Raw genomic sequence first — 23775 nt, forward strand, 5'->3', positions numbered from 1 at the left:
TTTTCAAATATTTTACAAACGGGGTAACATATCTACATATGTTCCATTTGGTTCGTCTCCCGAGTACTATCGATGAAAATCCTATCCGTGCGTCACGCGGCCCTGCCGGCTCTGCTGCTGCCGCTCATCGCCGCCGCCCAGGCCGCTGATGAACAAACCATGGTGGTGACCGCCGCGCCAACCACTGTTTCTGAACTGGATACCCCCGCCGCCGTCAGCGTGGTCAATGGGGATGAAATGCGCCAGGCCGCCCCGCGCGTCAACCTCTCTGAATCACTGGGCGCCGTGCCGGGCCTGCAGGTGCAGAACCGGCAAAACTATGCCCAGGATCTGCAACTGTCGATTCGTGGCTTTGGCTCCCGCTCAACCTATGGCGTACGCGGACTGCGCATCTATGTCGATGGCATTCCGGCGACCATGCCCGACGGCCAGGGGCAGACCTCGAATATCGATATTGGCAGCGTTGACACTATTGAGGTGCTGCGCGGTCCCTTCTCTGCCCTGTACGGTAACTCGTCCGGCGGAGTGATCAACGTCACCAGCCAGACCGGTACCCAGCCGCCCACCGTGGAAGCCAGTAGCTACTATGGCAGCTTCGGTACCTGGCACTACGGGATGAAGGCCACTGGCGCGGTTGGCGACGGCAGCCACGCAGGCGATGTGGATTACACGGTCTCGACCAACCGCTTCACCACCCATGGCTATCGTGACCACAGCGGCGCCCGCAAAAATCTGGCGAACGCCCGACTGGGGGTGCGCATCAACGATGTCAGTAAGCTGACTCTGCTGCTGAACAGCGTCGATATCAAAGCCAATGACGCCGGCGGCTTAACCGCCGACGAATGGCGCGATAACCCGCGCCAGTCGCCGCGCGGCGACCAGTATGATACCCGCAAGAATACCCGGCAGACCCAGGCCGGTCTGCGCTATGAGCGCCAGCTCAGCGCCCAGGACGATCTCAGCGTCATGATGTACGCCGGTGAACGCGAAACCACGCAGTACCAGTCGATCCCCCGCGCACCGCAGCTGAAACCGAGCCATGCGGGCGGGGTGATCGATCTCACCCGTCACTACCAGGGGATCGATACCCGCCTGACCCATCGCGGAGAGTTGCTGGTGCCCGTCACCCTGACCGCCGGTCTCGATTACGAGAACATGAGCGAGCGCCGCAAAGGGTATGAAAACTTTGTGATGGTCAACGGCGCGCCACAGTATGGCGAACAGGGCGCGCTGCGCCGTAACGAACGCAACCTGATGTGGAACGTCGACCCCTACCTGCAGACCCAGTGGCAGTTAACGGGCAAACTCTCGCTCGATGCCGGGGTTCGCTACAGCTCAGTATGGTTCGACTCGAATGACTACTACATCACCCCAGGCAATGGCGATGACAGCGGCGATGCCAGCTATCACAAGTGGCTGCCCGCAGGCTCGCTGAAGTATGCCCTGACCGACGCGTGGAACGTCTACCTCTCCGCTGGCCGCGGCTTCGAGACGCCGACTATCAACGAGCTGTCATACCGCTCCGATAACCAGAGCGGCCTCAATTTCGGTCTGAAGCCCTCCACCAACGACACGGTGGAGATCGGCAGTAAGACGCGGATCGGCAATGGGCTGCTCACCGCCGCCCTGTTCCAGACCAATACTGATAATGAGATCGTGGTCGACAGCAGCAGCGGCGGGCGCACCAGCTATAAAAACGCCGGCAAAACCCGTCGTCAGGGGATGGAGCTGGGACTGGATCAGCAGTTTGGCGAGAGCTGGCGTCTGAAGGCGGCATGGACCTGGCTGGACGCGACCTATCGCACCAACGTCTGCGACGACGCCAGCTGCAACGGCAACCGCATTCCGGGGATCGCACGCAATATGGGCTTCGCCTCCTTTGGCTATCAGCCGGAGCAGGGCTGGTACGCCGGCAGCGATATTCGCTACATGAGCGACATCATGGCCAATGACGAAAACACGGCTAAAGCGCCTTCCTGGACGGTGGTTGGCCTGACGACCGGCTATAAATGGAGCTATGGCAGGATGGATATGGATCTGTTCGGCCGCATCGACAACCTGTTCGACCGGGAGTACGTCGGGTCCGTTATCGTTAATGAGTCCAACGGGCGCTACTACGAGCCTGCCCCCGGACGTAACTACGGCATCGGCCTGAACCTCGCCTGGCGCTTCGAATAACACTCGACTTCGCCCGCGGAGCGGCGGGCGAAGGCTTAACGTTGTTGCGCTTCCGCCACGGACGCGGGTTAAAGCAGATTTCGCAGGGATAACTCGAAAATGATCTTTTCCGCCTGGCAGGAGAAGGCGATGGCGAGATCGAGTTTCACCGCGTCGCCGGCGGCGGCAATGGTGTAATCAACCTGCGGCGGTTCACTGGCCGGCGCCGCGGCGGCGGCACGTTCGCGCACGGCAGCAACGGTGGATTCTGCTTCTTCGCGGCTCGGGAACACCTTCTCGGCCCGGTAGACGCAGTCTTCGTTATCAATGATCGTCCCGACATCAATGGCGCAACCTTTGGTGCTGCATTTATCTACTACATCTTTCATCGTAATAACCTCTTGAGTTTTCTTAAGGATAAGAATCCGCTCGCTGAAAAGCAAACCATTAATATCCGTAAGGATTAGCGATTTTTTAATTATATCGCGCCGCGGCGGGCGCCAGCTTGCGCCACCGCAAAACGAGGCAACATGATTGCGGACGGTCACGTGACGATACGCGATGCCATCGCAGCAATCGTGGCCTCCATCACACAATTCTGCACACCATCTCGTCTGCCTCGCCTCACAGCGTTAGTCTGGTCACAGAACAACGCCAACAAGGAGCTGCTATGGCACTGCCGATGATGATTGATTGCGATCCGGGACATGATGACGCGATCGCCCTGGTCCTCGCCCTCGCCTCGCCGGAGCTGGAGGTAAAAGCCGTCACCGCCTCCGCGGGCAATCAGACGCCGGACAAGACCCTGCACAACGTGCTGCGTATGCTGACGCTGCTGAACCGGCCGGATATCCCGGTTGCCGGCGGCGCTCGGAAACCGTTGATGCGCGATCTGATCATCGCCGATAACGTGCACGGCGAGAGCGGACTGGATGGCCCAAGCCTGCCGGAACCAACCTTTGCCCCGCAGAACTGCACCGCCGTCGAGCTGATGGCCAGGGTGCTGCGGGAAAGCCAGGAGCCGGTAACCCTGGTGGCCACCGGGCCACAAACTAACGTGGCCCTGCTGCTCGCCTGCCACCCGGAGCTGCACGCGAAAATCGCCCGCATCGTGATCATGGGGGGCGCAATGGGGCTGGGCAACTGGCAGCCAGCGGCGGAGTTTAATATTTTCGTCGATCCGCAGGCCGCGGAAATGGTCTTTCAGTCGGGGATCCCGGTGGTGATGGCGGGCCTTGACGTCACCCATAAGGCGCAAATCCACCCTGCGGATATCGAGCGATTCCGCCAGATTGGCAACCCGGTGTCGACCATTGTCGCCGAGCTGCTCGACTTCTTTATGGCCTACCACAAGGATGAAAAGTGGGGGTTCGACGGCGCGCCGCTGCACGATCCCTGCACCATCGCCTGGCTCCTCAAGCCGGAGATCTTTACCACTATCGAACGCTGGGTCGGCGTGGAAACGGAAGGAAAATATACCCAGGGGATGACGGTGGTCGATTACTACCATCTGACCGGCAACCCACCCAATACCACCCTGATGCTGGATGTGGACCGCGAAGCCTTTGTCGATCTGCTCGCCCAGCGGTTAGCCTTTTACGCCTGACACGCCTGACACGCCCCTTTTCCGTCGCGGGAAAAGGGGCAGAGTAAGTCGGATCCGCCGGACTAGTCGTCCGCCGCGACGCGGATCACCACCTTACCAAAGTTCTCACCTTTTAACAGGCCGATCAGCGCCTGCGGCGCCTGCTCCAGACCGTCGATCAGCTGTTCGCGATATTTGATTTTCCCCTCCTGCACCCAGCGCCCCATCTGCTGCTGGAATTCCGCGATCCGATGCCCGTAATCCTGGCCGATAATAAAGCCCTGCATCCGAATGCGCTTCTTGAGGATGGTCGCCATCAGCAGCGGCAGACGGTCTGGTCCGTCCGGCAGACCGGTGGCGTTATAGCCGCTCACCAGCCCGCAGACCGGGACCCGCGCCGCGGTATTCAGCAGCGGCAGCACCGTGTCAAAGACCTTGCCGCCGACGTTTTCGTAGTAAACGTCAATACCCTGCGGGCAGGCCTGGGCCAGCTGTTCGGCGAAATCCGCGGCGCGATGGTCAAGGCAGACATCAAAGCCTAACGTCTCAACCGCATAGCGACACTTCTCCGCGCCGCCGGCAATCCCGACGGTACGGCAGCCCTTAATTTTGCCGATCTGTCCAACCGTGGCGCCCACCGGCCCGGTCGCCGCGGCGACCACCAGCGTTTCGCCCGCTTTCGGCTGGCCGATGTCCAGCAATCCCATGTAGGCGGTGAAGCCCGGCATCCCCAGGACTCCCAGCGACCAGGACGGGTGTTGCGGGTCGTCACCCAGCTTCACCAGTCCGTTGCCATCGGAGAGTTCATAATCCTGCCAGCCGCTGTAGCCCAGCACCCAGTCGCCAGGTTGAAAATCAGCATGATTTGAGGTGACCACGCGGCTCACGGTCCCTCCCACCATCACCGCGCCAATGGCCACCGGTGGCGAATAAGAAGGCGCGTCGCTCATGCGCCCGCGCATATAGGGGTCGAGCGATAAATAAACGGTACGCAGCAGAACCTGCCCCGGTCCCGGCGTCGGCACCTCGCTCTCTTCCAGGCGGAAATTCTCTGCCGTCGGTTCACCATGGGGGCGGGAAGCCAGTACCCAGCGGTGTTGGCGTTGCGGTTGAACTGTCATAGCAAACTCCTCTTGTTAGCAGACTGTACTGAGGCTAGCTGCTTTATGCGCAACGTGCTTTACCATTAAGAGCCGGATGGCGATTGATTAAGGCGAACCACCAGATAGACGCAGGTCTCCGCAGATTCATTGATAAAGCGACAATCGTTGGGCGGGCCAAGCTCCAGACAATCCCCCTTCTGCATCTGATGACGGGTAGTCCCTTCGACAAACACCAGCTCGCCCTGCTGCAGCCAGATAAGCTGGCGGGCGAGCGCATAGGAAGAGGCCGGCATGGGCACATCGCTGCCAGGCGGCAGCTCAATCTGCACCAGATCGATCGGCAGATCGCTGCGCGGCGAGACATGGCGGCGGAGATAGTGGCTTTGCGGGTCGTGCCACACCGGCTGGCTGGCGAAGCGTAGCAGCTTACCCTCCTGCATTTCCGCCCGGGCGATCAGCGTTGACATACTGATGCCGAAGGCGCCGGAAAGACGGCCCAGCATCGAGGCCGTCGGGCTGCTTTCGCCGCGCTCGATTTTATGGATCATCGCCCGCGAGGCGCCGGCCCGTTCGGCGAGGTCGTTCAGCGACCAACCGCGGGACTCGCGCTCGATGCGGATGCGTGCACTGATGCGCTGATTGAGGTTGTCTTCTATAGTATTCATAACGTAATACTATAGTGTGCATCCACCCATTACACAACTGCCCGTCTGGCCGCGTTATTACCGGGTCATCAGTAAAAATTATGCGGAAAACGGATGACAGCGCGATGTTCATTATTGTAATAATATCGTACTACTATAGTGTACAAAAAACTGAGGTTTGCTATGTCCATCCGCCCTGCCATTAAAGACGACTGTGCGGCGATCGCCGAGATCTATAACCACGCCGTCGTGCATACCGCCGCCATCTGGAATGATAAAACCGTGGATACCGACAACCGCATCGCGTGGTTTGAAGCCCGCCAACTGGCAGGCTTTCCGGTGCTGGTGAACGAGGAAAACGGTGTCATCACCGGCTATTCCTCTTTTGGCGACTGGCGCGCGTTTGACGGTTTCCGCCACACCGTAGAGCATTCGGTGTACGTTCACCCCGATCATCAGGGGAAAGGGCTGGGCCGCAAACTGCTGGTTGCGCTGATCGCCGAAGCGCGTCGGCTGAATAAACATGTGATGGTCGCCGGTATCGAATCGCAGAACCACGCTTCGCTGCATCTGCACGAAACGCTGGGCTTTATCACCACCGGGCAGATGCCGCAGGTAGGAACCAAATTTGGTCGCTGGCTGGATCTCACCTTTATGCAGCTGCAGCTGGATGAGCGTCAGGATCCGGACGGCAAGGCATGAATGCGTCGCTTACCCTCGCCTGCCTGGTCGCCGCCGGCGTTGGTCTGGTGGTGCAAAATACCCTGATGGTGCGCATCACCCAGTCGGCGTCGACGATCCTTATCGCCATGCTGCTCAATTCGCTGGTGGGAATTGTTATTTTCGTGACGATGTTACTGCTGCGCCAGGGAGTCGCCGGCTTTCAGGAGCTGGCCCTGAGCGTGAAGTGGTGGACGCTGATCCCCGGCCTGCTGGGGTCCTTTTTCGTCTTCGCCAGCATCAGCGGCTATCAGAGCGTGGGCGCGGCCACCACCATTGCGGTACTGGTCGCCAGCCAACTGGTTGGCGGGTTGATCATGGATTTAGTACGCGCCCACGGCGTGCCGGTGCGGGGGCTGATTGGGCCGTTATGCGGCGCGGTGATGCTGGTGGTGGGCGCCTGGCTGGTGGCCAGGCGCCAGTTCTGAGCGCATCTTCAGAGGATCGCGCCGCCTTTCGTCAGTTGCTCGCGGCGTGCGTCCAGCTCTTCCTGATGCTGTCGCCCATGGTGGGCGATGGCAGTGCGCAGGCGCTGCTGCTGGGTATAGCGTTCCTCACGGCTGAGTTGTGGATCATCGCTCAGGGCGATCAGCAGCTCATTCATATGAGTGATAACGCCCTCGGCAAGGGTGTTATCGACTTTGACGATAACCTCATCCAGATGTGCCATCCTGTTCTCCTTTCGCTTAATTCAGCTTCGCTTTGGAAAAATCGCTCCCCATCATGCTCACGCGGTAGCCGCTGACGTTGCTACGGGTGGCATAGAAGGTCTTGCCGGTCGCCAGGGTGATCCACGGCGCCTGCTGGTAGAAGATCTCTTGCGCCTGTTCATAGAGTTTGGCGCGCGCCTGCGGATCGCTCACCAGCAGCGCTTTCTTCACCAGCGCGTCATAGGACTTATCGCACCAGTGGGCGACATTGGAGCCGGTCTGGATATTATCACAGCTGAGCAGCGTGCCGGCAAAGTTGTCCGGGTCGCCGTTGTCCGACATCCAGCCAAACAATGCGCTGTCATCTTCTCCCTTGCGCATACCAGCAAGGTATTCGCCCCATTCATAGCTGACAATCTTCGCTTTCACGCCCACTTTAGCCCAGTCGTTTTGGATCATTTCGGCGATCCGCTTCGAGTTCGGGTTGTAGGGGCGCTGGACCGGCATCGACCACAGGGTCACTTCCGTCCCTTGCTCCAGACCCGCCTGCTTGAGCAGCGCTTTGGCTTTCTGCGGATCATAGTCGTAGTCCGGGAGATCTTTCTTATACCCGAGCATCGCGGATGGGATCGGTGATTTCGCCACGCTGCCGGAATCGAGGAATACCGCCTTGACGATCGCCTGCTTGTCGGTGGCATAGTTTAACGCCTGGCGCACCAGCACATTATCAAACGGTTTTTTCTCCGTGTTGAACGCCAGATAGCCGACATTCAGCGCTTCAACCGCATGCAGCGCCAGATCTTTATTGCCCTTAATCACCGGGAACTGAACCGGCGAAGGCGCAGGAATAATCTGGCACTCGTTGGTCTGCAGTTTCGCCAGACGGGTCTCGACGTTCGGCGTAATGGAGAAGATCAGGTGCTTAGTCGGTACCTCGCCTTCCCAGTAGTGGGGATTGGCGATATAGCGGATTTGGGAATCCACTTTATACTGCTGCAGGGCATACGGCCCGGTACCGACAGGCCAGTTATCAACATTCTCTGGCGTCCCTTTCTTCAGCATCGCCTCGCCATACTCCGCCGACAGAATAGAGGCGAAGTCCATACCCCAGTCGGCAAGAAACGCCGCGTTCGGCTCGTTAAGCACGAACTGGACGTGATAGTCATCGACCTTTTTCACCGACTTAATCAACTTATCGAGGCCCACGTCGTGGAAGTACTCATAGTTCCCCTGCGACACCTTGTGATAGGGATGCTGAGGATCCATCTGGCGCAGCACGGAAAACAGGACGTCGTCGGCGTTAAAATCGCGGGTTGGTTTGAAGAATTTGTTGCTGTTGAACTTCACCCCCTGACGCAGAGTAAAGGTCCAGGTTTTGCCATCCTCAGAGACGTGCCACTCGGTGGCCAGCGACGGGATCGGCGTGTTCTTCACCGGGTCAAAAGTGACCAGGCGGTTATACAGCACCTGCGAGCTGGCGACAAACGACGGGCCGGAGCTGGCGATTTGCGGGTTAAAGGACTCCGGGGAGGCCTCTGAGCAGTAGACCAGTGTGTCATTGCCAGCGGCCCAGGCGGCGCCGGCCGGCAGCAGTGCGCTCAGCAGCAGCGCCAGCGTGGTTTTCCCTGTAGACATGGTTATAAGTCCTGATTATTGATTATAAGAACCGTAATATCAGCACAGGCGCCCGCCTCCGGCAAATAATCAATGGCTATCACCTTATGCAAATCACGCTGAAATCGCTGTTTTAATCGGCGTAGCGCTGTTTTTTACGCCAGCGGGTGTCGGGATGTTGTGAGCCACACATAATTCCTGCAAAAAAATGTGCGATAACCGCCCTGCTCACGCTCACCATCAGTAGTGCCCGGTACACTGGGGGAACCGCAGAACAAGAGGTTTCCACCATGACAATCACCTGCAATCTGTACATTGACGGCCAGTGGCACGATGCCGAAGGCCGCCGCACCTTTACCCGCCGCCACCCGGCCCACGACGACGTCGCCTCGGTGGCCGCCGCCGCCAGTCTCGCCGACGGCAAACGCTGCATCGAGGCCGCGGCGAAAGCCTTCCCACTGTGGCGTGATACCCCTCCGGCGGAACGGCGTCGCTTACTGCTCGACGCCGCGGAACATATGCTGTTGCGGGAGGCTAAATTTATCGCCGCCATGGCGGCGGAGACCGGCGCGACCGCGCACTGGGCCGGCTTTAACGTTCATCTGGCGGCCGATATCCTGCGCGAAGCGGCGGCGCTGACCACCCAAATTGAAGGGCAAATTATTCCTTCCAACGTGCCGGGCAACCTGGCGATGGGCGTCCGCCAGGGAGCGGGGGTGGTACTGGGCATGGCGCCGTGGAACGCACCGCTGATTCTGGCTACCCGGGCGCTGGCAACGCCGCTAGCCTGCGGCAACGCAGTGATCCTCAAGGGCGCGGAGCTGTCGCCGGCCACTCAGGGACTGATTATCGACGCCCTTGACGCGGCGGGCTTCCCGCCGGGGGTGGTGAACTATCTTACCTGTGCGCCTGAAGATGCGCCGGCGCTGGTGGAGTCGCTCATCGCCCACCCGGCGGTGCGGCGCGTTAACTTTACCGGCTCCACGCCGGTGGGGCGGATTATCGCCCGCACCTGCGGGCAATATCTTAAACCGGCGGTGCTGGAGCTCGGCGGTAAAGCGCCGCTGCTGGTGCTGGACGATGCTGATATCGAGCAAGCGGCGGCGGGCGCGGTTTTTGGCGCCTTCGCCAATGCCGGCCAGATCTGCATGTCCACCGAGCGCATTATTGTCGACAACGCCGTAGCGGAGGTGTTTATCCCGCTGCTGGCCAGGCGCGCCGCCGCCCTGCCCGCCAGCCTGACGGGGCCGGTGGTTGATATGAACACCATCACCCGCTGCAACGCGTTAATCGACGATGCGTTAGCCAAAGGCGCTCGCCTGCTAACCGGTGGTAAAGCAAGCGATACCCACATGGCGCCGACCTTGCTGGACGGCGTGACCCGCGAGATGCGGCTGTGGAACGAAGAGTCCTTCGGCCCGGTAAAAGCGATTATTCGGGTTAAGAATGAAGAAGAGGCGCTGACGGTAGCCAACGACAGTGAATACGGTCTTTCCGCTGCGGTCTACAGCCGCGACAGCGCCAGAGCGTGGAACGTGGCGCAACGTCTGCAAACGGGCATTTGCCATATCAATGGCCCAACGGTGCATGATGAAGCGCAAATGCCGTTTGGCGGCTGCAAAGCCTCGGGCTATGGCCGCTTTGGGGGCCGGGCCGGCATCGCGGAATTCACCGAGCTGCGCTGGATAACACTCCAGACCCAGCCCCGCGAACTCCCTTTCTGAGCCGGTATTCTTTTAACCCTGGCTGGCGATGATCTGCGCCAGCCCTTGCGGATTCTCCCACGCCATCGAGTGCCCCCCGCGGGGCACAATCCCGACCGGGATCCCTTGCGCCTCAGTCAGGTCAATATCGGCATAAGGCAGCGAGAGCTCGCCGACGATCAGCCTTTTTTGACAGCGCAGCTGGCAGAGCTGAGTAAACCAGGGGGTATCGCTGCCGCGCATCAGGCTGCTGGCGGCCCGCCAGACGGCCCAGGGCGCGCTGTTTTGCAAACAGCCAGCCCATGGCGAGCGCTCCTCAGCCAGCATTCTGGCATAGCCTTCGGCAATAAAGGCCGCCTCTGTCTGCGCCGCAATGCGCCTGCTGTACTCACCGCCGCCGGCAAACAGATTGGGTTCTGAGACCAGCAGCGTGGTCACGCGCTCGCCCAACAGCCCCGCCGCTTCGATGGCGATGCTTCCTCCCATGCTATGACCGAACAGCGCGAAGCGCTGCAGGCACAGATGGTTAAGTAGCTGCTCCACGACTTGCGCTTGAATATGTATGTTGTAACTAAAGTCATGCGGTTTATCGCTGTAGCCGAAGCCTGGCAGATCGATGAGTATTTTACGCCGTCCGTTCAGCGCAGGATCGCTGGCGACGCGGGGATAATCGTAGGATGACGCGCAGCCGAGACCGTGGATAAACACCACCGGGAGGCCATCTCCCGGAAGATCGAGCCAACGCAGCGTGGCGCCTGCGACGGAGGAAAAGAAACCGTTCACCTGTATGCCTCCATGATAAGATTACTGTTTTTTTATACAGTAACCTTACCCTTTCCGCCACCCTTTTCTGCCGTCCGGCATCTGAGGGTTAAAACAGCGAGACGAGCAGCGCCATCGGAAAGCTGAACGGCCAGGTGGCGCCGATCAACAGGGCCGCCAGCAGGCGGATCACCCGGCTCTCTTTGGTCAAAAACCAGCTAATCACGGCGCATATCACGCCCATAATGGCGTAAAACACCAGCATTTTTTGATATAACGTCATTCTTACTCTTCCTTCCCTGAGGGGCGTTCCATGGTGGGATGATCATCTGCCATGACGTCGTGATTCAGAGATACCTGTATAACAAATTCAGAAACGGGCTGAATATTGAGAATAAAGCCTGATTCGTCTTAATCCGATAGCGCAACCGCAGGCGCCGTACTATACCTTTAGGGACTTACTCATTAAGGTGGCGTTATGGATGTCTCCAGCAAAACCGTCATTCTGATTAATGTCTGCGCCGCGTGCGTACTTATCAGCCTGCTGTCCGTGAGATTTGGCTGGTTTTAATGATTTTACTCAGCAACGAAACCTAAAAAAGCAGCCCACTGGGGCTGCTTTTTTACGCGCGAACACGGGCGATATTATAAAGGTTATAAGCGACAGGTGCTGACTGGCCTGCCGCAATAACCTTATTAAGCTCCGGGTTATAGTGCGGCAGAAAATTCATCTGTTCACTATCCCATTCGGCGGCAGCGCAGACGGCCTGCCCCACTCCCGCGTTCTCACAGCCCTGAATGCGTTTTGCCGGGGCGTTACCATAGCTCAGCGTCACAGCGCCGATAGCCAGCAGAATAAAAGCCAAAATTTTCACAGCGACATCAACGTTAAAACCTAATATGCGCTAAATGATCGCATGAGCAGCGACGGAAAGTCAAACCCGGCAGCGCCCACGCGCCTCTGCAGCCTGCATTTTGCCCGCCTCACGGAATATTTAATATTCAGAACAAATATCATGCAATAACAGCAAATATTAAATCCTTATTTATAGTCGTGAAATAATTTCGGTTCAGGGCAATTCGATTGGTCTGATAAAGATAATATGTCCCCGTTCTCAGGGGGAAAAGATTGTCGCCGCGTTCACCAAAAATGCGATATTCCACGCAGGGCCTCCATCTTAATACGATAAAAGGCCGCTACAAGCCGTTGTTACATAACCCCTTCATTGTGGATCTCGCGGTTAATCGCCAAAAATAGCGCTAAATGACAACAAATATCATTTGCCTTCCCTTCAGATAATACTTACATTCATAACTATTGGTAATGTTTTGGCGCCAGGGCGCTTTTTATATTTCGAGGTGGATATGTCCGGAATCATCACGCTGGTCATCGCGCTGATCCTGTTGGTCGCGGCGGTGTATAATCTTATTTCCTATATTCGTGACCGTCGTAGCGCCAGTTTGCCGAGCAAAAAAACCAAGCGCTGAATGGCGGGCAGACGATGCGCTTCCTGATGGCTATTCGGTCTTCATCCCGCGACGCCGAGGGCATAAAAAAGCCCCTGCCAACAGGCAGAGGCCGGTATACGCTCGCGGACCGCGACGTTGTCGCCTCACCCGCCGGGCGCAACGCGCCCAGGGTGACTGGCGGGCCCCATCCGGCGCTTATCTCCGGCACTCACATTGGCTTAGCTCTTGAAGGGGCATCAGAATAATCTCATATCCCCCTCGCTGATTTTTGACAATTTTTGCCATTGTGACTATTAGCGAACTAACACAACCGTCGCGCAATCATCGCCAGCCACTAAAGGGTCAATGCTTTAGCCATGCTTAACCATGACATGGCGGACCACAGTATAATCCTCAAGGCCATACATCGACATGTCCTTTCCGTAGCCCGACAGTTTCTGGCCGCCGTGCGGCATTTCGCTCACCAGCATAAAGTGGGTGTTGACCCAGGTGCAGCCATACTGCAGCCTGGCGCTAAGCCGGTGGGCGCGGCCAACATCTTTGGTCCATACCGAGGACGCCAGACCATACTGGGAATCATTCGCCCAGCTCAGGGCCTGCGCTTCATCGCTGAAAGGCGTCACACTGACCACCGGGCCAAACACTTCGCGCTGCACAATGGCGTCTTCCTGCCGGGCGCCGGCAAGCAGCGTCGGCTGGAAGTAATAGCCCGCGCCGTCAGCCCGGCGACCGCCGGTGACCACTTTAATATGCGGCAGTGCCTTTGCGGCTTCCACTGCGGCACTAACCCTTTCAAGATGCGCCAGCGAGCTCAGCGGTCCCAGCTCGGTAGAGGCATCCTCTGGCGCGCCCATTTTCAGGCTGGCCACCGCCGCCCCGAGTTTCTCCACCAGTTGGTCGTAAATACCCTGCTGAGCGTAGATCCGGCAGGCAGCCGTGCAGTCCTGGCCGGCGTTATAAAAGCCGAAGGTTCGTACCCCGTCGACTACCGCATCGATATCCGCGTCGTCAAAAACAATGACCGGCGCCTTGCCGCCCAGCTCCATGTGGGTGCGTTTGATCGACGAGGCGGTATGGCTGATGATATGGGCCCCGGTGGCAATCGACCCGGTCAGCGAAACCATTCGCACTTTGGCATGCGAGGTCAGCGGGTCGCCTACCGTTTTGCCGCGGCCAAACAGCACGTTGATCACCCCTTCGGGGAAGATATCTTTTGCCAGCTCCGCCAGCTTCAGCGCCGTCAGGGGGGTGATCTCCGAGGGTTTTATCACCACGCAATTGCCTGCCGCCAGCGCCGGGGCCAGCTTCCAGGCCGCCATCATCAGGGGATAATTCCAGGGGGCGATAGAGGCCACCACGCCCACCGGGTCGCGGCGGATCATTGAGGTATGCCCTTCGAGATACTCTCCGGCGGCCATTCCCGGCAGGCAGCGGGCGGCGCCGGCGAAGAAGCGGAAGACGTCCGCAATGGCCGGCATCTCATCGTTAATCACGCAGTGCAACGGCTTGCCGCAGTTCAGCGACTCCAGCTGCGCCAGGGTCTCCGCCTGCGCCGCGATGGCGTCCGCCAGCTTCAGCAAGCATTCCGAGCGCGTTTTCGGCGTTGTCTGGCTCCAGGCATCGAACGCCCGATCCGCCGCCTCAACGGCGGCATCGACCTGGGCCGCTGTCGCTTCGGCAATCTCCAGGATCACATCGCCGGTCGCAGGGTTGTATACCGGCACCTTTTCGCCTTCACCTGCCACTAACTTACCGTTTATCAAAAGGTTGTGTTGCATAGCATTATCCTGTTTCATGGTTTTATTTCCCGTTTCCGGCGTCGTTATCGCCGTCACGGGTGAGCCACCAGGCCCCTAAGATTGGTATCGTCGTTACCAGCATCACCAACAGCGCGACAACGTTGGTGACGGGCACATCGCGCGGCCGCCCCAGCTGATTCAGTAACCACAGCGGCAATGTACGCTCATGCCCCGCGGTAAAAGTAGTGACGATAATTTCATCAAACGACAGCGCGAAGGCCAGCATTCCCCCCGCCAGCAGCGCCGATCCCAGATTGGGCAACACCACGTAGCGAAAGGTCTGCCAGCCGGTCGCGCCCAGATCCATCGAGGCTTCCACCAGGCTCCACGAGGTCCGACGAAAGCGGGCGATGACGTTGTTAAACACCACCACCACACAAAAGGTCGCGTGCCCCACCACAATGGTCAGTAGTCCTGGCTCGAGACCGACGGCTTTAAACGCCGTCAGCAGCGCCAGGCCGGTAATGATCCCCGGCAGGGCGATCGGTAACAGCAGCAGTAGCGATACCGCATTCTTACCAAAAAAAGTGCTGCGCCACAGGGCACCTGCAGCCAGCGTGCCAAGTACTAAGGCAATGGCCGTCGACAGGGCGGCAATTTTAAGTGACAACGTCACGGACTCGAGAATATCGCTACGCCCTGCTGCCTCGCTAAACCAGCGTAGCGTCAACCCCTGCGGCGGAAAGCTGAAGGCCGCATCCTCCGTATTAAAAGCATAGATGGCAATGATCAGCAACGGGAAGTGGAGGAACACCACTCCGCCCCAGGTCGCCAGTTGCAGATACCAGGGTGCGCGTTCAGAGTGCATCGAAGGCTCCCAGACGTTTCACGAACGCCAGATAAAGGGCAATCAGCACGATCGGCACCAGGGTGAACGCCGCCGCCATCGGCATATTGCCTATCGCCCCCTGCTGTGAGTAGACCATGTTGCCGATAAAGTACCCCGGCGGCCCGACCAGCTGCGGCACGATAAAGTCGCCCAGCGTCAGCGAGAAGGTGAAAATCGATCCGGCGGCAATGCCGGGGATAGCCAGCGGCAGAACTACATAGCGGAAGGTCTGTCGTGGCCCGGCGCCAAGATCGGCCGACGCCTGCAGCAAGGAGCCCGGAATGCGCTCCAGCGCCGCCTGCACCGGCAGGATCATAAACGGCAGCCAGATGTAGACGAACACCAGAAAGCGTCCCAGCCCGGAGGTGGACAAGGTGTTGCCGCCGACCGCCGGGACGGTCAGAAGCGCATTCAGCGCCCCTTCCAGTCCAAGATGGCCCAGAAACCACTGCGCCACGCCATCTTTGGCCAGCAGCAGTACCCACGCGTAGGCTTTGACGATATAGCTGGCCCACATCGGCAACATCACCGCGATATAAAAGAAAGCCTTCATTTTGCCGCTGGTATAGCGAGCCATGTACCAGGCCATCGGCAGCGCCAGAATGGCGCTGGCGAGCGTCACACTCAGGGCCATCACCAGGGTACGGACAATAATGTCGTAATTGGCGGGGTTGAACAGCGCCCGCAGGTTGGCCAGCGTAAAGTCGCTGGTCACCGACATGGTGAAGTCGTCAAAGGTATAAATACTCTGCCACAGCAGGGTCAGGAGTGATCCCAGATAGACGATGCCAAACCACATCAGCGGCCCGAGCAGCAGTAAAAACAGGCCCAATGCTGGCCGACGCCAGAAGATCCCGGATACGCGCCCGGCCTGCGCAGGAATCATCGTCATGGTCATCTCAGCCTCCGCTTTCCAGCGGGGTCATCGCTGACCGCGACCATGACGCCAGCACTGTTTGCCCCATCCGCGGGGCGCTGGCTGCCGCCGCGCCATCGATATTCGCCTGGCTGACCAGCAGCTTGTCCCCCTCCGCCAGCCTGAGCTCAATCCGTGTCGCCGCCCCCTGATACTGTACCGCCTGCACCACGCCCTGTACCTGAACCTCGCCGCCGCCCTGCAGGCGAACATGCTCCGGACGCAGCGACCAGTTGCCCGGCATGCCGCACAATCGCCGGGCCGCCTCGGCTTCAAAAACGTTGGCGGTACCGACAAAGCCAGCGACAAACGCGGTCTTCGGATGCAGATAGAGATCCTGCGGCGCATCCACCTGTTCGATGCGCCCATTGTTAAACACCGCCACGCGGTCTGACATAGACAACGCTTCGCTCTGGTCGTGGGTCACGAAGATGAAGGTGATCCCCAGCGACTGCTGCAGCTTTTTCAGCTCCACCTGCATCTGCTCGCGCAGCTTCAAATCCAGCGCGCCCAGCGGCTCATCGAGCAGCAGCACCCGCGGCTGGTTCACCAGCGCCCGGGCAATCGCGACCCGCTGCCGCTGGCCGCCGGAGAGCTGAGAAGGCTTGCGATGATGAGCAAAACCAAGGGCCACTTTTTCCAGCGCTTCCTGGGCGCGGGCATGGCGCGCTTTCTTCGCCATGCCTTTGACCATCAGGCCGTAGGCGACGTTGTCGAGGATCGACATATGGGGAAACAGCGCATAGTCCTGGAACACCGTATTCACATCCCGCTGCCAGGGCGGCAGTTCGCTGGCTGGCTGACCGAAAATACGGATGGTGCCGCCGGAGAGCTGCTCGAAACCGGCAATCAGCCGCAGGCAGGTGGTTTTGCCCGAACCGGAGGGCCCCAGCATTGAGAAAAATTCACCATCCCTAATGCCTATGCTAACCCCATCTACGGCCCGCACATCGCCGTACAGGCGCGAAACATTCTGAAACTCGACCGCGTACGTCATTGTCTGCCTCCCGTCCTTAGCGGCCGCCCATTATCGCAATATAGTCCTGAGTCCAGCGGCTGTAGGGTACGAATTTCCCGCCTTCGGCAACCGGCGTTTTCCAGAAGTGGATCCGGGTAAACTGGTCATAGCCGTTGGTTTCACAGCCTTTATCACCGAGCAGCGCGCTGGCTTTACACCCCTCTGGCACCACCGGGAGCGAGCCGAACCAGGCCGCCACATCGCCCTGCACCTTCGGCGTGAGCGACCAGTTCATCCATTTGTAGGCGCAGACCGGATGCTTCGCTTCGCTGTGCAACATGGTGGTATCCGCCCAGCCGGTCACTCCCTCCTTCGGAAACACGGTGGCGATGGGCTGGCCTTCAGCCTTCAGGCCGTTGGCCTGATAGGGCCACGAGCTCGAGGCGGCCACCCCTTCGTTTTTGAAGTCGTTCATCTGCACGGTGGCGTCATGCCAGTAGCGATGGATCAGCGGTTGCTGGTCGCGCAGCACTTTCAGCACCGCGTTATACTGGGTTTCGGTCAGTTGATAGGGATCTTCGATCCCCAGCTGCGGCTGGGTGGCTTTGACAAACAGCGCGGCGTCAGCGATATAGATCGGGCCATCATAGGCCTGCACTCGCCCCTGATTGGTTTTGCCGTCCGGCAGGTTCTGTTTAACGAAGACCACGCTCCAGCTGTCCGGCGGCGTCGGGAATACGCGGGTGTTGTACATCAGCAGGTTCGGCCCCCACTGATACGGCGTGCCGTAGGCTTTACCGCCGACGTTAAACCATGCCCCTTGCGCAATGCGTGGGTCGAGGGTGTGCCAGCCGGCAATCAGCGCGGTGTTAATCGGCTGAACGCGTTTGCCCATGATCAGACGCAGCGAGGCATCGCCCGACGCGGTCACCAGATCGTAGCCCCCCTTGGCCATCAGGCTGACCATCTCGTCAGAGGTAGCGGCGGTTTTGACATTAACCTGACACCCGGTCTCTTTTTCAAACTGGGTGACCCAGTCGTACTGCTTGTCAGTCTGGCCGCGTTCGATATACCCCGGCCAGGCAATAATATCGAGCCGCCCTTCCGGTTTATCCAGCGAGGTGAGTGGCTCCGCCGCCTGCACGGTCAAACAGGCCATACTCAGCACATAAAGGCTGCAACGGGCAAATTTTTTGCTCATCAGGTGTTACTCCTGTCACAAGGTAATTAGCGGCAGCCGTGCCGTAAAAATATCTCCTGAAATAAGGGTAGTCAGCGGATTAACGCCCCCTGGGGAATTTATTCAGGTTGTGACCCGGGACGCATTACGCAAAAATCGCCAACACAAGCAGGACTTTATGGATTATAGACAACGAGTTAGAGAAAAAGGAGGGGTATGCATATTTCCTATGGTGAGCGCCGGTAAAATAATGACCGGCCTTGATAAAAACTCACCCGCATTTATTTTTTCCGAGAGTTGATGGCGACGAAAAATAGCCTGAGTCGTCAGGTAAGCTGCTCACGAATAAGTTCACCCAGCCGCCTCACCCCCTGCTCTTCGCGTTCTCCCCAGCCCCAGGCGGTATTAAAACGGAAAAACGAGGTCCAGCTGGCGGAGGTGGAGAACATTTTTCCCGGGGCAATGCTGATGTGCGACGCCAGCGCCCGGGCGCTTAGCGCGCTGGCGTCGGCCCCTTCCGGCAGTTCAATCCACAGAAAGTAGCCGCTGTCGCTGTGGTGGATGATAACCTCCGGCGGCAGATGGCGCAGCAGCGCCTGCCAGGCCAGCTGTTTACGCTCCGCCAGCTGGCGGCGCAAACGGCGCAGGTGGGCGTCATAGCGCTTGGTGGACAGATAATCCACCAGGGCTAACTGCATCGGCGAGCTGGTGGAGAGCGTACTCATCAGTTGCAGTTGCTGGATCCGCCGCGCCTGTTTGCCGGCCGCCACCCAGCCGATACGAAACCCGGGCACCAGACATTTTGAAAACGAGCTGCAGTGCAGCGTCATATCCTGATGGTCCCAGTATTTCGCCGGTAGCGGTTTCTCGCGACCAAAGTAAAGCTCGCTGTAGACATCATCTTCTATCAGCATCACGTTATAGCGCGCCAGCAGCGCCACCAGCGCCGCTTTTTTTTCGGCGCTAAGGGTGAAGCCGAGCGGGTTTTGCCCGTTAGTCATCAGCCAGCAGGCCTTGACCGGGTAATTTTGCAGGGCCGCTTCCAGCGCCGTCAGGTCAATGCCCTCTTTGACGTCGGTCGCCACCGACAGCGCCTTCAGGCGCAGCCTCTCCAGCGCCTGCAGGGCGCCGTAGAAACAGGGGTTTTCCACCACCACCCAGTCGCCCGGCTCGGTCACCGCCTGCAGGCTGAGGTTAAGCGCCTCCAGCGCCCCGGCGGTAATGACGATCTCGTCCGGCGAGATGTTCATCCCCTGCAGGGCATAGCGTCGGGCAATGGCGTGCCGCAGCTCCGCATTGCCCGGCGGCAGGTTCTCAATGACGCTCATGGCGGTGGCGGTTTTGCTCACCTGCGCCAGCGAGCGGTTAAGCTGCTGCAGCGGGAAGAGACGCGGGTCCGGAAAGGCCGAGGCAAAGGGCAGCATCGACGCCTGGCGGCTGGCCTGTAGCACCTCAAAGATATAGGTATTGATATCGACAGCTTCATCGCGGGTCACCAGGGCAGGCGGCGCCGGCTGCCGGAGCTTCACCGGCTGGGGGGCGACATAATAACCCGACTGTGGACGGGCGACGATGCGCCCCTGGCTTTCCAGCAGCTGATAGGCATGGCTGACGGTCATAAAGCTCATGCCGCTGCTGATCACCTGCTCGCGCAGCGACGGCAGCCGATCGCCAGGCAACCAGACGCCAAGCGCGATCTGTTCGGTCAGCTGCTGCGCCAGCTGTTGATACTTTTTCATTGCGGCCGTCCCCGTACGATAACCTCTCATTATCATATATCAGTTATAAAAAAATCATAGTTTCCTGTAACTGTTATATCTGCAGCGGCAGTCGCGTCCCCGTCATAGCACGGGATGGGTTTAAAATATCACCACCCAGAATAGCGAGATTAACGCAAACCAGAAGATAATCATCACGCCAAGCGTAATGCACAAACTCTGTAATCCTTTTTCAGACATGGGCATTCCTTTTTATTTATTCCCGAGCGCATACAGTACAAATTACCCGCGGAGTCGACAATTTATTATTATTTAATTTACGATTAACCCGCTCAGCGTTTTTACTTATTCTCATACTAATGCGTGAGAATAAATGACGCTAAAACTCGCTGTGCATTATCGCAAGAATTAATACAGCACCGCGTGATATTCGGGATATATTATTCCGGCCAGAAGCAGTGCCGTACCGGCGGCCGAGTCCGCCGATCAACCGGCCCCGGGATAACGGCCAAATCTCCGCTGGTCTGTTGGTTAAGCGACCCACCCCATCGGTATTTATTCGTGCCGGCCGATGATCTGGACGCGAGGTGAAAAATCATAACAGCGGCCAACTGTTATGATAAAAAATGGCCGGACTGCTTCTGCCCCCTTGCCTTCTCCCTGCCTAAAATTGCGCTGAATCAATTTTGTTGTGGAGTCCTGCATGTTCGGTCTTGATGCATTCCATCTTGCGCGAATTCAATTCGCCTTTACGGTCTCATTTCATATTATCTTTCCCGCCATTACTATTGGGCTGGCCAGCTACCTGGCGGTACTCGAAGGCCTGTGGCTAAAAAGCAAAAATCCCACCTGGCGTTCGCTGTACCACTTCTGGTCGAAAATCTTCGCCGTCAACTTCGGCATGGGGGTGGTTTCCGGGCTGGTGATGGCCTATCAGTTCGGCACCAACTGGAGCGGTTTCTCTCAGTTCGCGGGCAGCATTACCGGCCCCCTGCTGACCTATGAAGTCCTGACAGCGTTCTTTCTGGAAGCAGGCTTTCTCGGAGTGATGCTCTTCGGCTGGAACCGCGTGGGGCCGGGGCTGCACTTTTTCGCCACCTGTATGGTGGCGCTGGGCACCATCATCTCGACCTTCTGGATCCTCGCCTCTAACAGCTGGATGCAGACCCCGCAAGGGTTTGAGATCGTCGATGGCCAGGTGGTGCCCGTCGACTGGCTGGCGGTGATCTTTAACCCGTCGTTCCCCTACCGCTTACTGCATATGACAGTGGCGGCGTTTCTCAGCAGCGCGCTGTTTGTCGGCGCCTCGGCGGCCTGGCATCTGCTGCGCGGCAATCAGTCGCCGGCGATCCGTAAGATGTTCTCTATGGCGCTCTGGATGACGCTGCTGGTTGCCCCCGTCCAGGCGCTGATCGGCGATATGCATGGTCTGAATACCCTGAAACACCAGCCGGCGAAAATAGCCGCCATTGAGGGCCACTGGGAAAACCCGCCGGGCGAGCCAACGCCGTTGCTGCTGTTTGGCTGGCCTGATATGGAGCAGGAGCGCACCCGCTACGGGCTTGAGATCCCGGCCCTGGGCAGCCTGATCCTCACCCACAGCCTTGATAAACAGGTGCCGGCGTTGAAAGAGTTCGCTCCTGAGGATCGCCCGAACGCTACCGTGGTGTTCTGGTCGTTTCGCCTGATGGCCGGTCTTGGCATGCTGATGCTTCTGCTCGGCGTACTGGCCCTGTGGCTGCGTCGCAGCGGCCGACTGTACCATTCACGGCCATTTCTGCGCTTTGCGCTGTGGATGGGCCCTTCAGGACTGATTGCTATTCTCGCTGGCTGGGTGACCACCGAAGTGGGCCGTCAGCCATGGGTGGTGTATGGCGTTCAGCGCACTGCAGACGCCGTTTCCGCTCACGGTGACCTGCATATGTCGGTCAGTTTATTGACCTTTATCGTGGTCTACAGCGCCGTCTTCGGCGTCGGCTACAGCTATATGCTGCGTCTGATCCGCAAGGGGCCGCAGGAGGTGCAGCCCGCGACAACCGGTACGCCAGCCCGCCCGCTATCCGCCGCCACTGAAGGTTATCTGCAGAAGGAGTCCCGCTAATGGGTATCGAATTATCGGTGATCTGGTTCGTGATTATCGTCTTTGCCACGCTGATGTACATCGTCATGGATGGCTTTGATCTGGGCATCGGCATGCTGTTTGGCACAGTACGGGGCAGCACCGAGCGCGACGTGATGGTCAACAGCGTCGCCCCGGTGTGGGATGGCAATGAGACCTGGCTGGTACTGGGCGGCGCCGGTCTGTTTGGCGCTTTTCCCCTCGCCTACGCGGTGATAATCGACGCCCTGTCGATCCCCCTGACCCTGATGCTGATCGGCCTGATTTTTCGCGGCGTCGCCTTTGAGTTTCGCTTCCAGGCCACGCCGTCGCACCGGCCCTTCTGGGACCGTGCCTTTTTTGGCGGTTCCCTGCTGGCGACCTTCAGCCAGGGCGTGGTGGTCGGGGCGGTGATCAACGGTTTCACCGTCAGCGGTCGCGCCTTCAGCGGCGGCATGTTTGACTGGCTGACCCCGTTCAGCCTGTTTTGCGGACTCGGGCTGTGCGTGGCCTATGCGCTGCTCGGCGCCACCTGGCTGGTGATGAAAAGCGAAGGCGCGCTGCAGCAGCGGATGCGCAGCGCATCGCGGCAGCTGCTGGTTGCCCTGCTGGCGGTGTTTGCCGTCATCAGCCTGTGGACTCCGCTGGCGCACCCGGCAATTGCCGCCCGCTGGTTCAGCCTGCCGAATCTCTATTTCCTGCTGCCGGTGCCGCTGCTGGTGCTCCTCATCAGCGGCTGGCTGTGGCGCACGCTGCATCAGCGCGACCGCCATGTTTCGCCCTTCACGCTGACGCTGGGGCTGGTCTTTCTCGGCTTTAGCGGACTGGGGATCAGCATCTGGCCGCATATTATCCCGCCGGCCATCACGCTGTGGCAGGCTGCCGCTCCCCCGCAAAGCCAGGGCTTTATGCTGGTGGGCGCACTGCTGATTATTCCGGTCATTCTTGGCTACACCTGCTGGAGCTATTACGTGTTCCGCGGCAAAGTTCAGCCCGGGGAGGGATATCACTGATGCATACTGCCTGGCCTAAACGTCTGCTGTGGCTGATCGCGATCTGGGGAGGCAGCGTACTGACGCTGGCCGCCATCAGCCTGCTGTTTCGCCTGCTGATGACCGCCGCAGGGCTAAAAGTCTGAGTGGGATGCAGAGAAGTCCGAAAAGGGACTTCTCCATCTTATCTTCACTTTTGCCTGATGAAATACGGCGATACATCAGAAGAAAGGATATTGCTATGAAGAAGTTAGCTTTACTGTCCGCCGTGATGACGCTGGGAATATCGTCATGGGCTTTCGCTGCCGACAACCCGCCGCCGCCGCCAGAAAAAGGCGCGCAGCATCAGGGTAAACCGCCGGCGAAAAACGGCCAACACGATGGTAAGCAAGCGCAACACAACGGCAAACAGCCGCAGCGTGACGGCAAGCAGCCGCAGCGTGACGGCAAGCACAGCGGGAAACCGCTGCCGCCAAAAGCGTAATCCCTCAGGCCTGGCCTTCTGCGCCAGGCTTTTTTTCATCGTCCTTCAGCCACCGTTGACAAAATCTTGCCCTTCTTTGAGAAGCCGAGAAAAAAACCTGCACAGCGCCTGGCATAGTAAGCCCACTCCATTGATTCGCAGAGAAAAGGTATGTTGAGGAGAAGCATGAGCGCGCTGCTGTTGCTGTGCGCGCTGTTTTCAGGACATCTGCTGGCCCACCGTCAGGGGCACGATTACTTTCCGGTGCAAAGCCTCGAACAGCAACTGCTGCACGAGGCGGACAGCGATGAGCTTCGCAGTCAGTGCGAGGAGGCTGCCGCCGACCTGCGCGAGCATCACCGCTGGCAGGATGCCCGCAAACCGCGGGCGCCTCACTGCCAGTAGCGTCGTGCT

At 58.9% G+C, this 23775-nt stretch carries 26 protein-coding genes and 1 pseudogene; 12 read left to right on the forward strand and 15 right to left on the reverse strand.

The genetic code is table 11. The features are described from left to right. The first annotated feature begins 72 nt into the window (after positions 1-72). Positions 73-2178: a TonB-dependent receptor PqqU gene (gene pqqU / locus CWM54_RS06370; protein WP_165785891.1), complete on the forward strand. Its 2106-nt coding sequence runs from the start codon at positions 73-75 to the stop codon at positions 2176-2178. Positions 2179-2246: 68 nt separating this feature from the next. Here pqqU and CWM54_RS06375 read toward each other — a convergent pair whose 3' ends face one another. Together CWM54_RS06375 and CWM54_RS06380 are read right to left on the reverse strand one after the other, a co-directional pair. Next, the gene (locus CWM54_RS06375) at positions 2247-2546 is read right to left on the reverse strand and encodes a DUF406 domain-containing protein (RefSeq protein ID WP_100696472.1); all 300 of its coding nucleotides are present in this window, start codon (positions 2544-2546) and stop codon (positions 2247-2249) included. 89 nt (positions 2547-2635) lie between these two features. Beyond that, a pseudogene (locus CWM54_RS06380) lies at positions 2636-2866 on the reverse strand (hypothetical protein). Here CWM54_RS06380 and rihA point away from each other — a divergent pair. Next, entirely contained in the window at positions 2828-3763 is a 936-nt protein-coding gene (gene rihA / locus CWM54_RS06385; protein ID WP_100696474.1) for a pyrimidine-specific ribonucleoside hydrolase RihA, read from the forward strand. The pseudogene CWM54_RS06380 and the gene rihA overlap by 39 nt on opposite strands. Before the next feature lie 62 nt (positions 3764-3825). Here rihA and CWM54_RS06390 read toward each other — a convergent pair whose 3' ends face one another. Both CWM54_RS06390 and CWM54_RS06395 read right to left on the reverse strand, forming a co-directional pair. Beyond that, positions 3826-4863: an NADP-dependent oxidoreductase gene (locus tag CWM54_RS06390; protein WP_100696476.1), complete on the reverse strand. Its 1038-nt coding sequence runs from the start codon at positions 4861-4863 to the stop codon at positions 3826-3828. 65 nt (positions 4864-4928) lie between these two features. After that, positions 4929-5510, reverse strand: a complete 582-nt coding sequence (locus CWM54_RS06395; RefSeq protein WP_100680365.1) for a helix-turn-helix domain-containing protein — start codon at positions 5508-5510, stop codon at positions 4929-4931. 162 nt (positions 5511-5672) lie between these two features. Here CWM54_RS06395 and CWM54_RS06400 point away from each other — a divergent pair, with 162 nt between their 5' ends. Beyond that, a complete protein-coding gene (locus CWM54_RS06400; protein WP_012541564.1) occupies positions 5673-6191 on the forward strand; it encodes a GNAT family N-acetyltransferase in 519 nt (172 codons plus the stop codon). Beyond that, entirely contained in the window at positions 6188-6637 is a 450-nt protein-coding gene (locus tag CWM54_RS06405) for a DMT family transporter (RefSeq protein ID WP_061154429.1), read from the forward strand. Before CWM54_RS06400 ends, CWM54_RS06405 begins: the two co-directional genes overlap by 4 nt. An 8-nt stretch (positions 6638-6645) precedes the next feature. On the opposite strand, the gene CWM54_RS06410 is transcribed toward CWM54_RS06405, so the two are convergent. Next, complete coding sequence (locus CWM54_RS06410) at positions 6646-6879, reverse strand: YdcY family protein (RefSeq protein WP_100680366.1); 234 nt, start codon at positions 6877-6879, stop codon at positions 6646-6648. Between the two features lie 16 nt (positions 6880-6895). After that, positions 6896-8494, reverse strand: a complete 1599-nt coding sequence (locus CWM54_RS06415) for an ABC transporter substrate-binding protein (RefSeq protein WP_100680367.1) — start codon at positions 8492-8494, stop codon at positions 6896-6898. Positions 8495-8763: 269 nt separating this feature from the next. Between CWM54_RS06415 and CWM54_RS06420 the strand changes: the two genes are divergently transcribed. Beyond that, positions 8764-10197 carry an aldehyde dehydrogenase gene (locus CWM54_RS06420; protein WP_100680368.1) on the forward strand — a complete coding sequence of 478 codons (1434 nt, stop codon included), beginning with the start codon at positions 8764-8766 and terminating at the stop codon, positions 10195-10197. 12 nt (positions 10198-10209) lie between these two features. Here the strand turns inward: CWM54_RS06420 and CWM54_RS06425 are convergent, their stop codons facing one another. Beyond that, on the reverse strand, positions 10210-10959 hold the full coding sequence (locus tag CWM54_RS06425) for an alpha/beta fold hydrolase (protein WP_100680370.1): 750 nt from the start codon (positions 10957-10959) through the stop codon (positions 10210-10212). A gap of 88 nt (positions 10960-11047) precedes the next feature. Further along, positions 11048-11221, reverse strand: a complete 174-nt coding sequence (locus tag CWM54_RS06430; RefSeq protein WP_008804686.1) for a GhoT/OrtT family toxin — start codon at positions 11219-11221, stop codon at positions 11048-11050. Between the two features lie 195 nt (positions 11222-11416). Here CWM54_RS06430 and yncL point away from each other — a divergent pair, with 195 nt between their 5' ends. Then, the gene (yncL, locus tag CWM54_RS06435) at positions 11417-11509 is read left to right on the forward strand and encodes a stress response membrane protein YncL (protein WP_012968073.1); all 93 of its coding nucleotides are present in this window, start codon (positions 11417-11419) and stop codon (positions 11507-11509) included. A 52-nt stretch (positions 11510-11561) separates the two neighbouring features. On the opposite strand, the gene CWM54_RS06440 is transcribed toward yncL, so the two are convergent. Further along, positions 11562-11813, reverse strand: coding sequence for a hypothetical protein (locus CWM54_RS06440; RefSeq protein ID WP_100680371.1), 252 nt, complete (start codon positions 11811-11813; stop codon positions 11562-11564). A gap of 490 nt (positions 11814-12303) precedes the next feature. Here CWM54_RS06440 and CWM54_RS28420 point away from each other — a divergent pair, with 490 nt between their 5' ends. Then, the gene (locus tag CWM54_RS28420) at positions 12304-12426 is read left to right on the forward strand and encodes a small membrane protein (protein ID WP_004175940.1); all 123 of its coding nucleotides are present in this window, start codon (positions 12304-12306) and stop codon (positions 12424-12426) included. Between the two features lie 332 nt (positions 12427-12758). Here the strand turns inward: CWM54_RS28420 and patD are convergent, their stop codons facing one another. From patD to CWM54_RS06470, 6 genes are all read right to left on the reverse strand, one after another. Then, on the reverse strand, positions 12759-14186 hold the full coding sequence (gene patD / locus CWM54_RS06445; protein ID WP_012541560.1) for an aminobutyraldehyde dehydrogenase: 1428 nt from the start codon (positions 14184-14186) through the stop codon (positions 12759-12761). Between the two features lie 22 nt (positions 14187-14208). Then, positions 14209-15015 carry an ABC transporter permease gene (locus CWM54_RS06450; protein WP_008804683.1) on the reverse strand — a complete coding sequence of 269 codons (807 nt, stop codon included), beginning with the start codon at positions 15013-15015 and terminating at the stop codon, positions 14209-14211. Beyond that, positions 15005-15934 carry an ABC transporter permease gene (locus CWM54_RS06455; protein WP_061154422.1) on the reverse strand — a complete coding sequence of 310 codons (930 nt, stop codon included), beginning with the start codon at positions 15932-15934 and terminating at the stop codon, positions 15005-15007. Before CWM54_RS06455 ends, CWM54_RS06450 begins: the two co-directional genes overlap by 11 nt. Before the next feature lies 1 nt (position 15935). Then, positions 15936-16949, reverse strand: coding sequence for an ABC transporter ATP-binding protein (locus tag CWM54_RS06460; RefSeq protein WP_100696478.1), 1014 nt, complete (start codon positions 16947-16949; stop codon positions 15936-15938). Positions 16950-16965: 16 nt separating this feature from the next. Continuing rightward, positions 16966-18111: a putative ABC transporter substrate-binding protein YdcS gene (ydcS, locus tag CWM54_RS06465; RefSeq protein WP_100680374.1), complete on the reverse strand. Its 1146-nt coding sequence runs from the start codon at positions 18109-18111 to the stop codon at positions 16966-16968. Between the two features lie 305 nt (positions 18112-18416). Then, on the reverse strand, positions 18417-19829 hold the full coding sequence (locus CWM54_RS06470) for a PLP-dependent aminotransferase family protein (RefSeq protein WP_100696480.1): 1413 nt from the start codon (positions 19827-19829) through the stop codon (positions 18417-18419). 682 nt (positions 19830-20511) lie between these two features. Between CWM54_RS06470 and CWM54_RS06475 the strand changes: the two genes are divergently transcribed. From CWM54_RS06475 to CWM54_RS06495, 5 genes are all read left to right on the forward strand, one after another. Continuing rightward, entirely contained in the window at positions 20512-21909 is a 1398-nt protein-coding gene (locus tag CWM54_RS06475; RefSeq protein WP_100696482.1) for a cytochrome ubiquinol oxidase subunit I, read from the forward strand. Then, positions 21909-22919, forward strand: a complete 1011-nt coding sequence (gene cydB / locus CWM54_RS06480; RefSeq protein WP_100696484.1) for a cytochrome d ubiquinol oxidase subunit II — start codon at positions 21909-21911, stop codon at positions 22917-22919. Before CWM54_RS06475 ends, cydB begins: the two co-directional genes overlap by 1 nt. Further along, positions 22919-23044 carry a DUF2474 domain-containing protein gene (locus CWM54_RS06485; RefSeq protein WP_048271748.1) on the forward strand — a complete coding sequence of 42 codons (126 nt, stop codon included), beginning with the start codon at positions 22919-22921 and terminating at the stop codon, positions 23042-23044. The genes cydB and CWM54_RS06485 overlap by 1 nt, the downstream gene beginning before the upstream one ends. A 95-nt stretch (positions 23045-23139) precedes the next feature. Then, the gene (locus CWM54_RS06490; RefSeq protein WP_100696486.1) at positions 23140-23382 is read left to right on the forward strand and encodes a hypothetical protein; all 243 of its coding nucleotides are present in this window, start codon (positions 23140-23142) and stop codon (positions 23380-23382) included. A 150-nt stretch (positions 23383-23532) separates the two neighbouring features. Continuing rightward, entirely contained in the window at positions 23533-23766 is a 234-nt protein-coding gene (locus CWM54_RS06495; protein WP_061154416.1) for a DUF2554 family protein, read from the forward strand. Positions 23767-23775 lie beyond the last annotated feature (9 nt).

This window comes from Klebsiella sp. D-Nf1 (assembly GCF_002810515.1).
In the GTDB taxonomy this organism is placed as follows: domain Bacteria; phylum Pseudomonadota; class Gammaproteobacteria; order Enterobacterales; family Enterobacteriaceae; genus Klebsiella; species Klebsiella variicola.

What these genes read in the sequence shown, in the direction of transcription:
- yncL (WP_012968073.1), top strand. Translation starts at nt 11,417, where the DNA reads ATGGATGTCTCCAGCAAAACCGTCATTCTGATTAATGTCTGCGCCGCG.
- CWM54_RS06420 (WP_100680368.1), top strand. Translation starts at nt 8,764, where the DNA reads ATGACAATCACCTGCAATCTGTACATTGACGGCCAGTGGCACGATGCC.
- CWM54_RS06460 (WP_100696478.1), bottom strand. Translation starts at nt 16,949, where the DNA reads ATGACGTACGCGGTCGAGTTTCAGAATGTTTCGCGCCTGTACGGCGAT.
- CWM54_RS06485 (WP_048271748.1), top strand. Translation starts at nt 22,919, where the DNA reads ATGCATACTGCCTGGCCTAAACGTCTGCTGTGGCTGATCGCGATCTGG.
- CWM54_RS06455 (WP_061154422.1), bottom strand. Translation starts at nt 15,934, where the DNA reads ATGACCATGACGATGATTCCTGCGCAGGCCGGGCGCGTATCCGGGATC.
- CWM54_RS06495 (WP_061154416.1), top strand. Translation starts at nt 23,533, where the DNA reads ATGTTGAGGAGAAGCATGAGCGCGCTGCTGTTGCTGTGCGCGCTGTTT.
- cydB (WP_100696484.1), top strand. Translation starts at nt 21,909, where the DNA reads ATGGGTATCGAATTATCGGTGATCTGGTTCGTGATTATCGTCTTTGCC.
- CWM54_RS06490 (WP_100696486.1), top strand. Translation starts at nt 23,140, where the DNA reads ATGAAGAAGTTAGCTTTACTGTCCGCCGTGATGACGCTGGGAATATCG.
- CWM54_RS06415 (WP_100680367.1), bottom strand. Translation starts at nt 8,494, where the DNA reads ATGTCTACAGGGAAAACCACGCTGGCGCTGCTGCTGAGCGCACTGCTG.
- CWM54_RS06405 (WP_061154429.1), top strand. Translation starts at nt 6,188, where the DNA reads ATGAATGCGTCGCTTACCCTCGCCTGCCTGGTCGCCGCCGGCGTTGGT.
- CWM54_RS06390 (WP_100696476.1), bottom strand. Translation starts at nt 4,863, where the DNA reads ATGACAGTTCAACCGCAACGCCAACACCGCTGGGTACTGGCTTCCCGC.
- CWM54_RS06450 (WP_008804683.1), bottom strand. Translation starts at nt 15,015, where the DNA reads ATGCACTCTGAACGCGCACCCTGGTATCTGCAACTGGCGACCTGGGGC.
- CWM54_RS06395 (WP_100680365.1), bottom strand. Translation starts at nt 5,510, where the DNA reads ATGAATACTATAGAAGACAACCTCAATCAGCGCATCAGTGCACGCATC.
- CWM54_RS06400 (WP_012541564.1), top strand. Translation starts at nt 5,673, where the DNA reads ATGTCCATCCGCCCTGCCATTAAAGACGACTGTGCGGCGATCGCCGAG.
- CWM54_RS06410 (WP_100680366.1), bottom strand. Translation starts at nt 6,879, where the DNA reads ATGGCACATCTGGATGAGGTTATCGTCAAAGTCGATAACACCCTTGCC.
- CWM54_RS06475 (WP_100696482.1), top strand. Translation starts at nt 20,512, where the DNA reads ATGTTCGGTCTTGATGCATTCCATCTTGCGCGAATTCAATTCGCCTTT.
- CWM54_RS06470 (WP_100696480.1), bottom strand. Translation starts at nt 19,829, where the DNA reads ATGAAAAAGTATCAACAGCTGGCGCAGCAGCTGACCGAACAGATCGCG.
- rihA (WP_100696474.1), top strand. Translation starts at nt 2,828, where the DNA reads ATGGCACTGCCGATGATGATTGATTGCGATCCGGGACATGATGACGCG.
- CWM54_RS06430 (WP_008804686.1), bottom strand. Translation starts at nt 11,221, where the DNA reads ATGACGTTATATCAAAAAATGCTGGTGTTTTACGCCATTATGGGCGTG.
- CWM54_RS28420 (WP_004175940.1), top strand. Translation starts at nt 12,304, where the DNA reads ATGTCCGGAATCATCACGCTGGTCATCGCGCTGATCCTGTTGGTCGCG.
- pqqU (WP_165785891.1), top strand. Translation starts at nt 73, where the DNA reads ATGAAAATCCTATCCGTGCGTCACGCGGCCCTGCCGGCTCTGCTGCTG.
- CWM54_RS06375 (WP_100696472.1), bottom strand. Translation starts at nt 2,546, where the DNA reads ATGAAAGATGTAGTAGATAAATGCAGCACCAAAGGTTGCGCCATTGAT.
- ydcS (WP_100680374.1), bottom strand. Translation starts at nt 18,111, where the DNA reads ATGAGCAAAAAATTTGCCCGTTGCAGCCTTTATGTGCTGAGTATGGCC.
- patD (WP_012541560.1), bottom strand. Translation starts at nt 14,186, where the DNA reads ATGCAACACAACCTTTTGATAAACGGTAAGTTAGTGGCAGGTGAAGGC.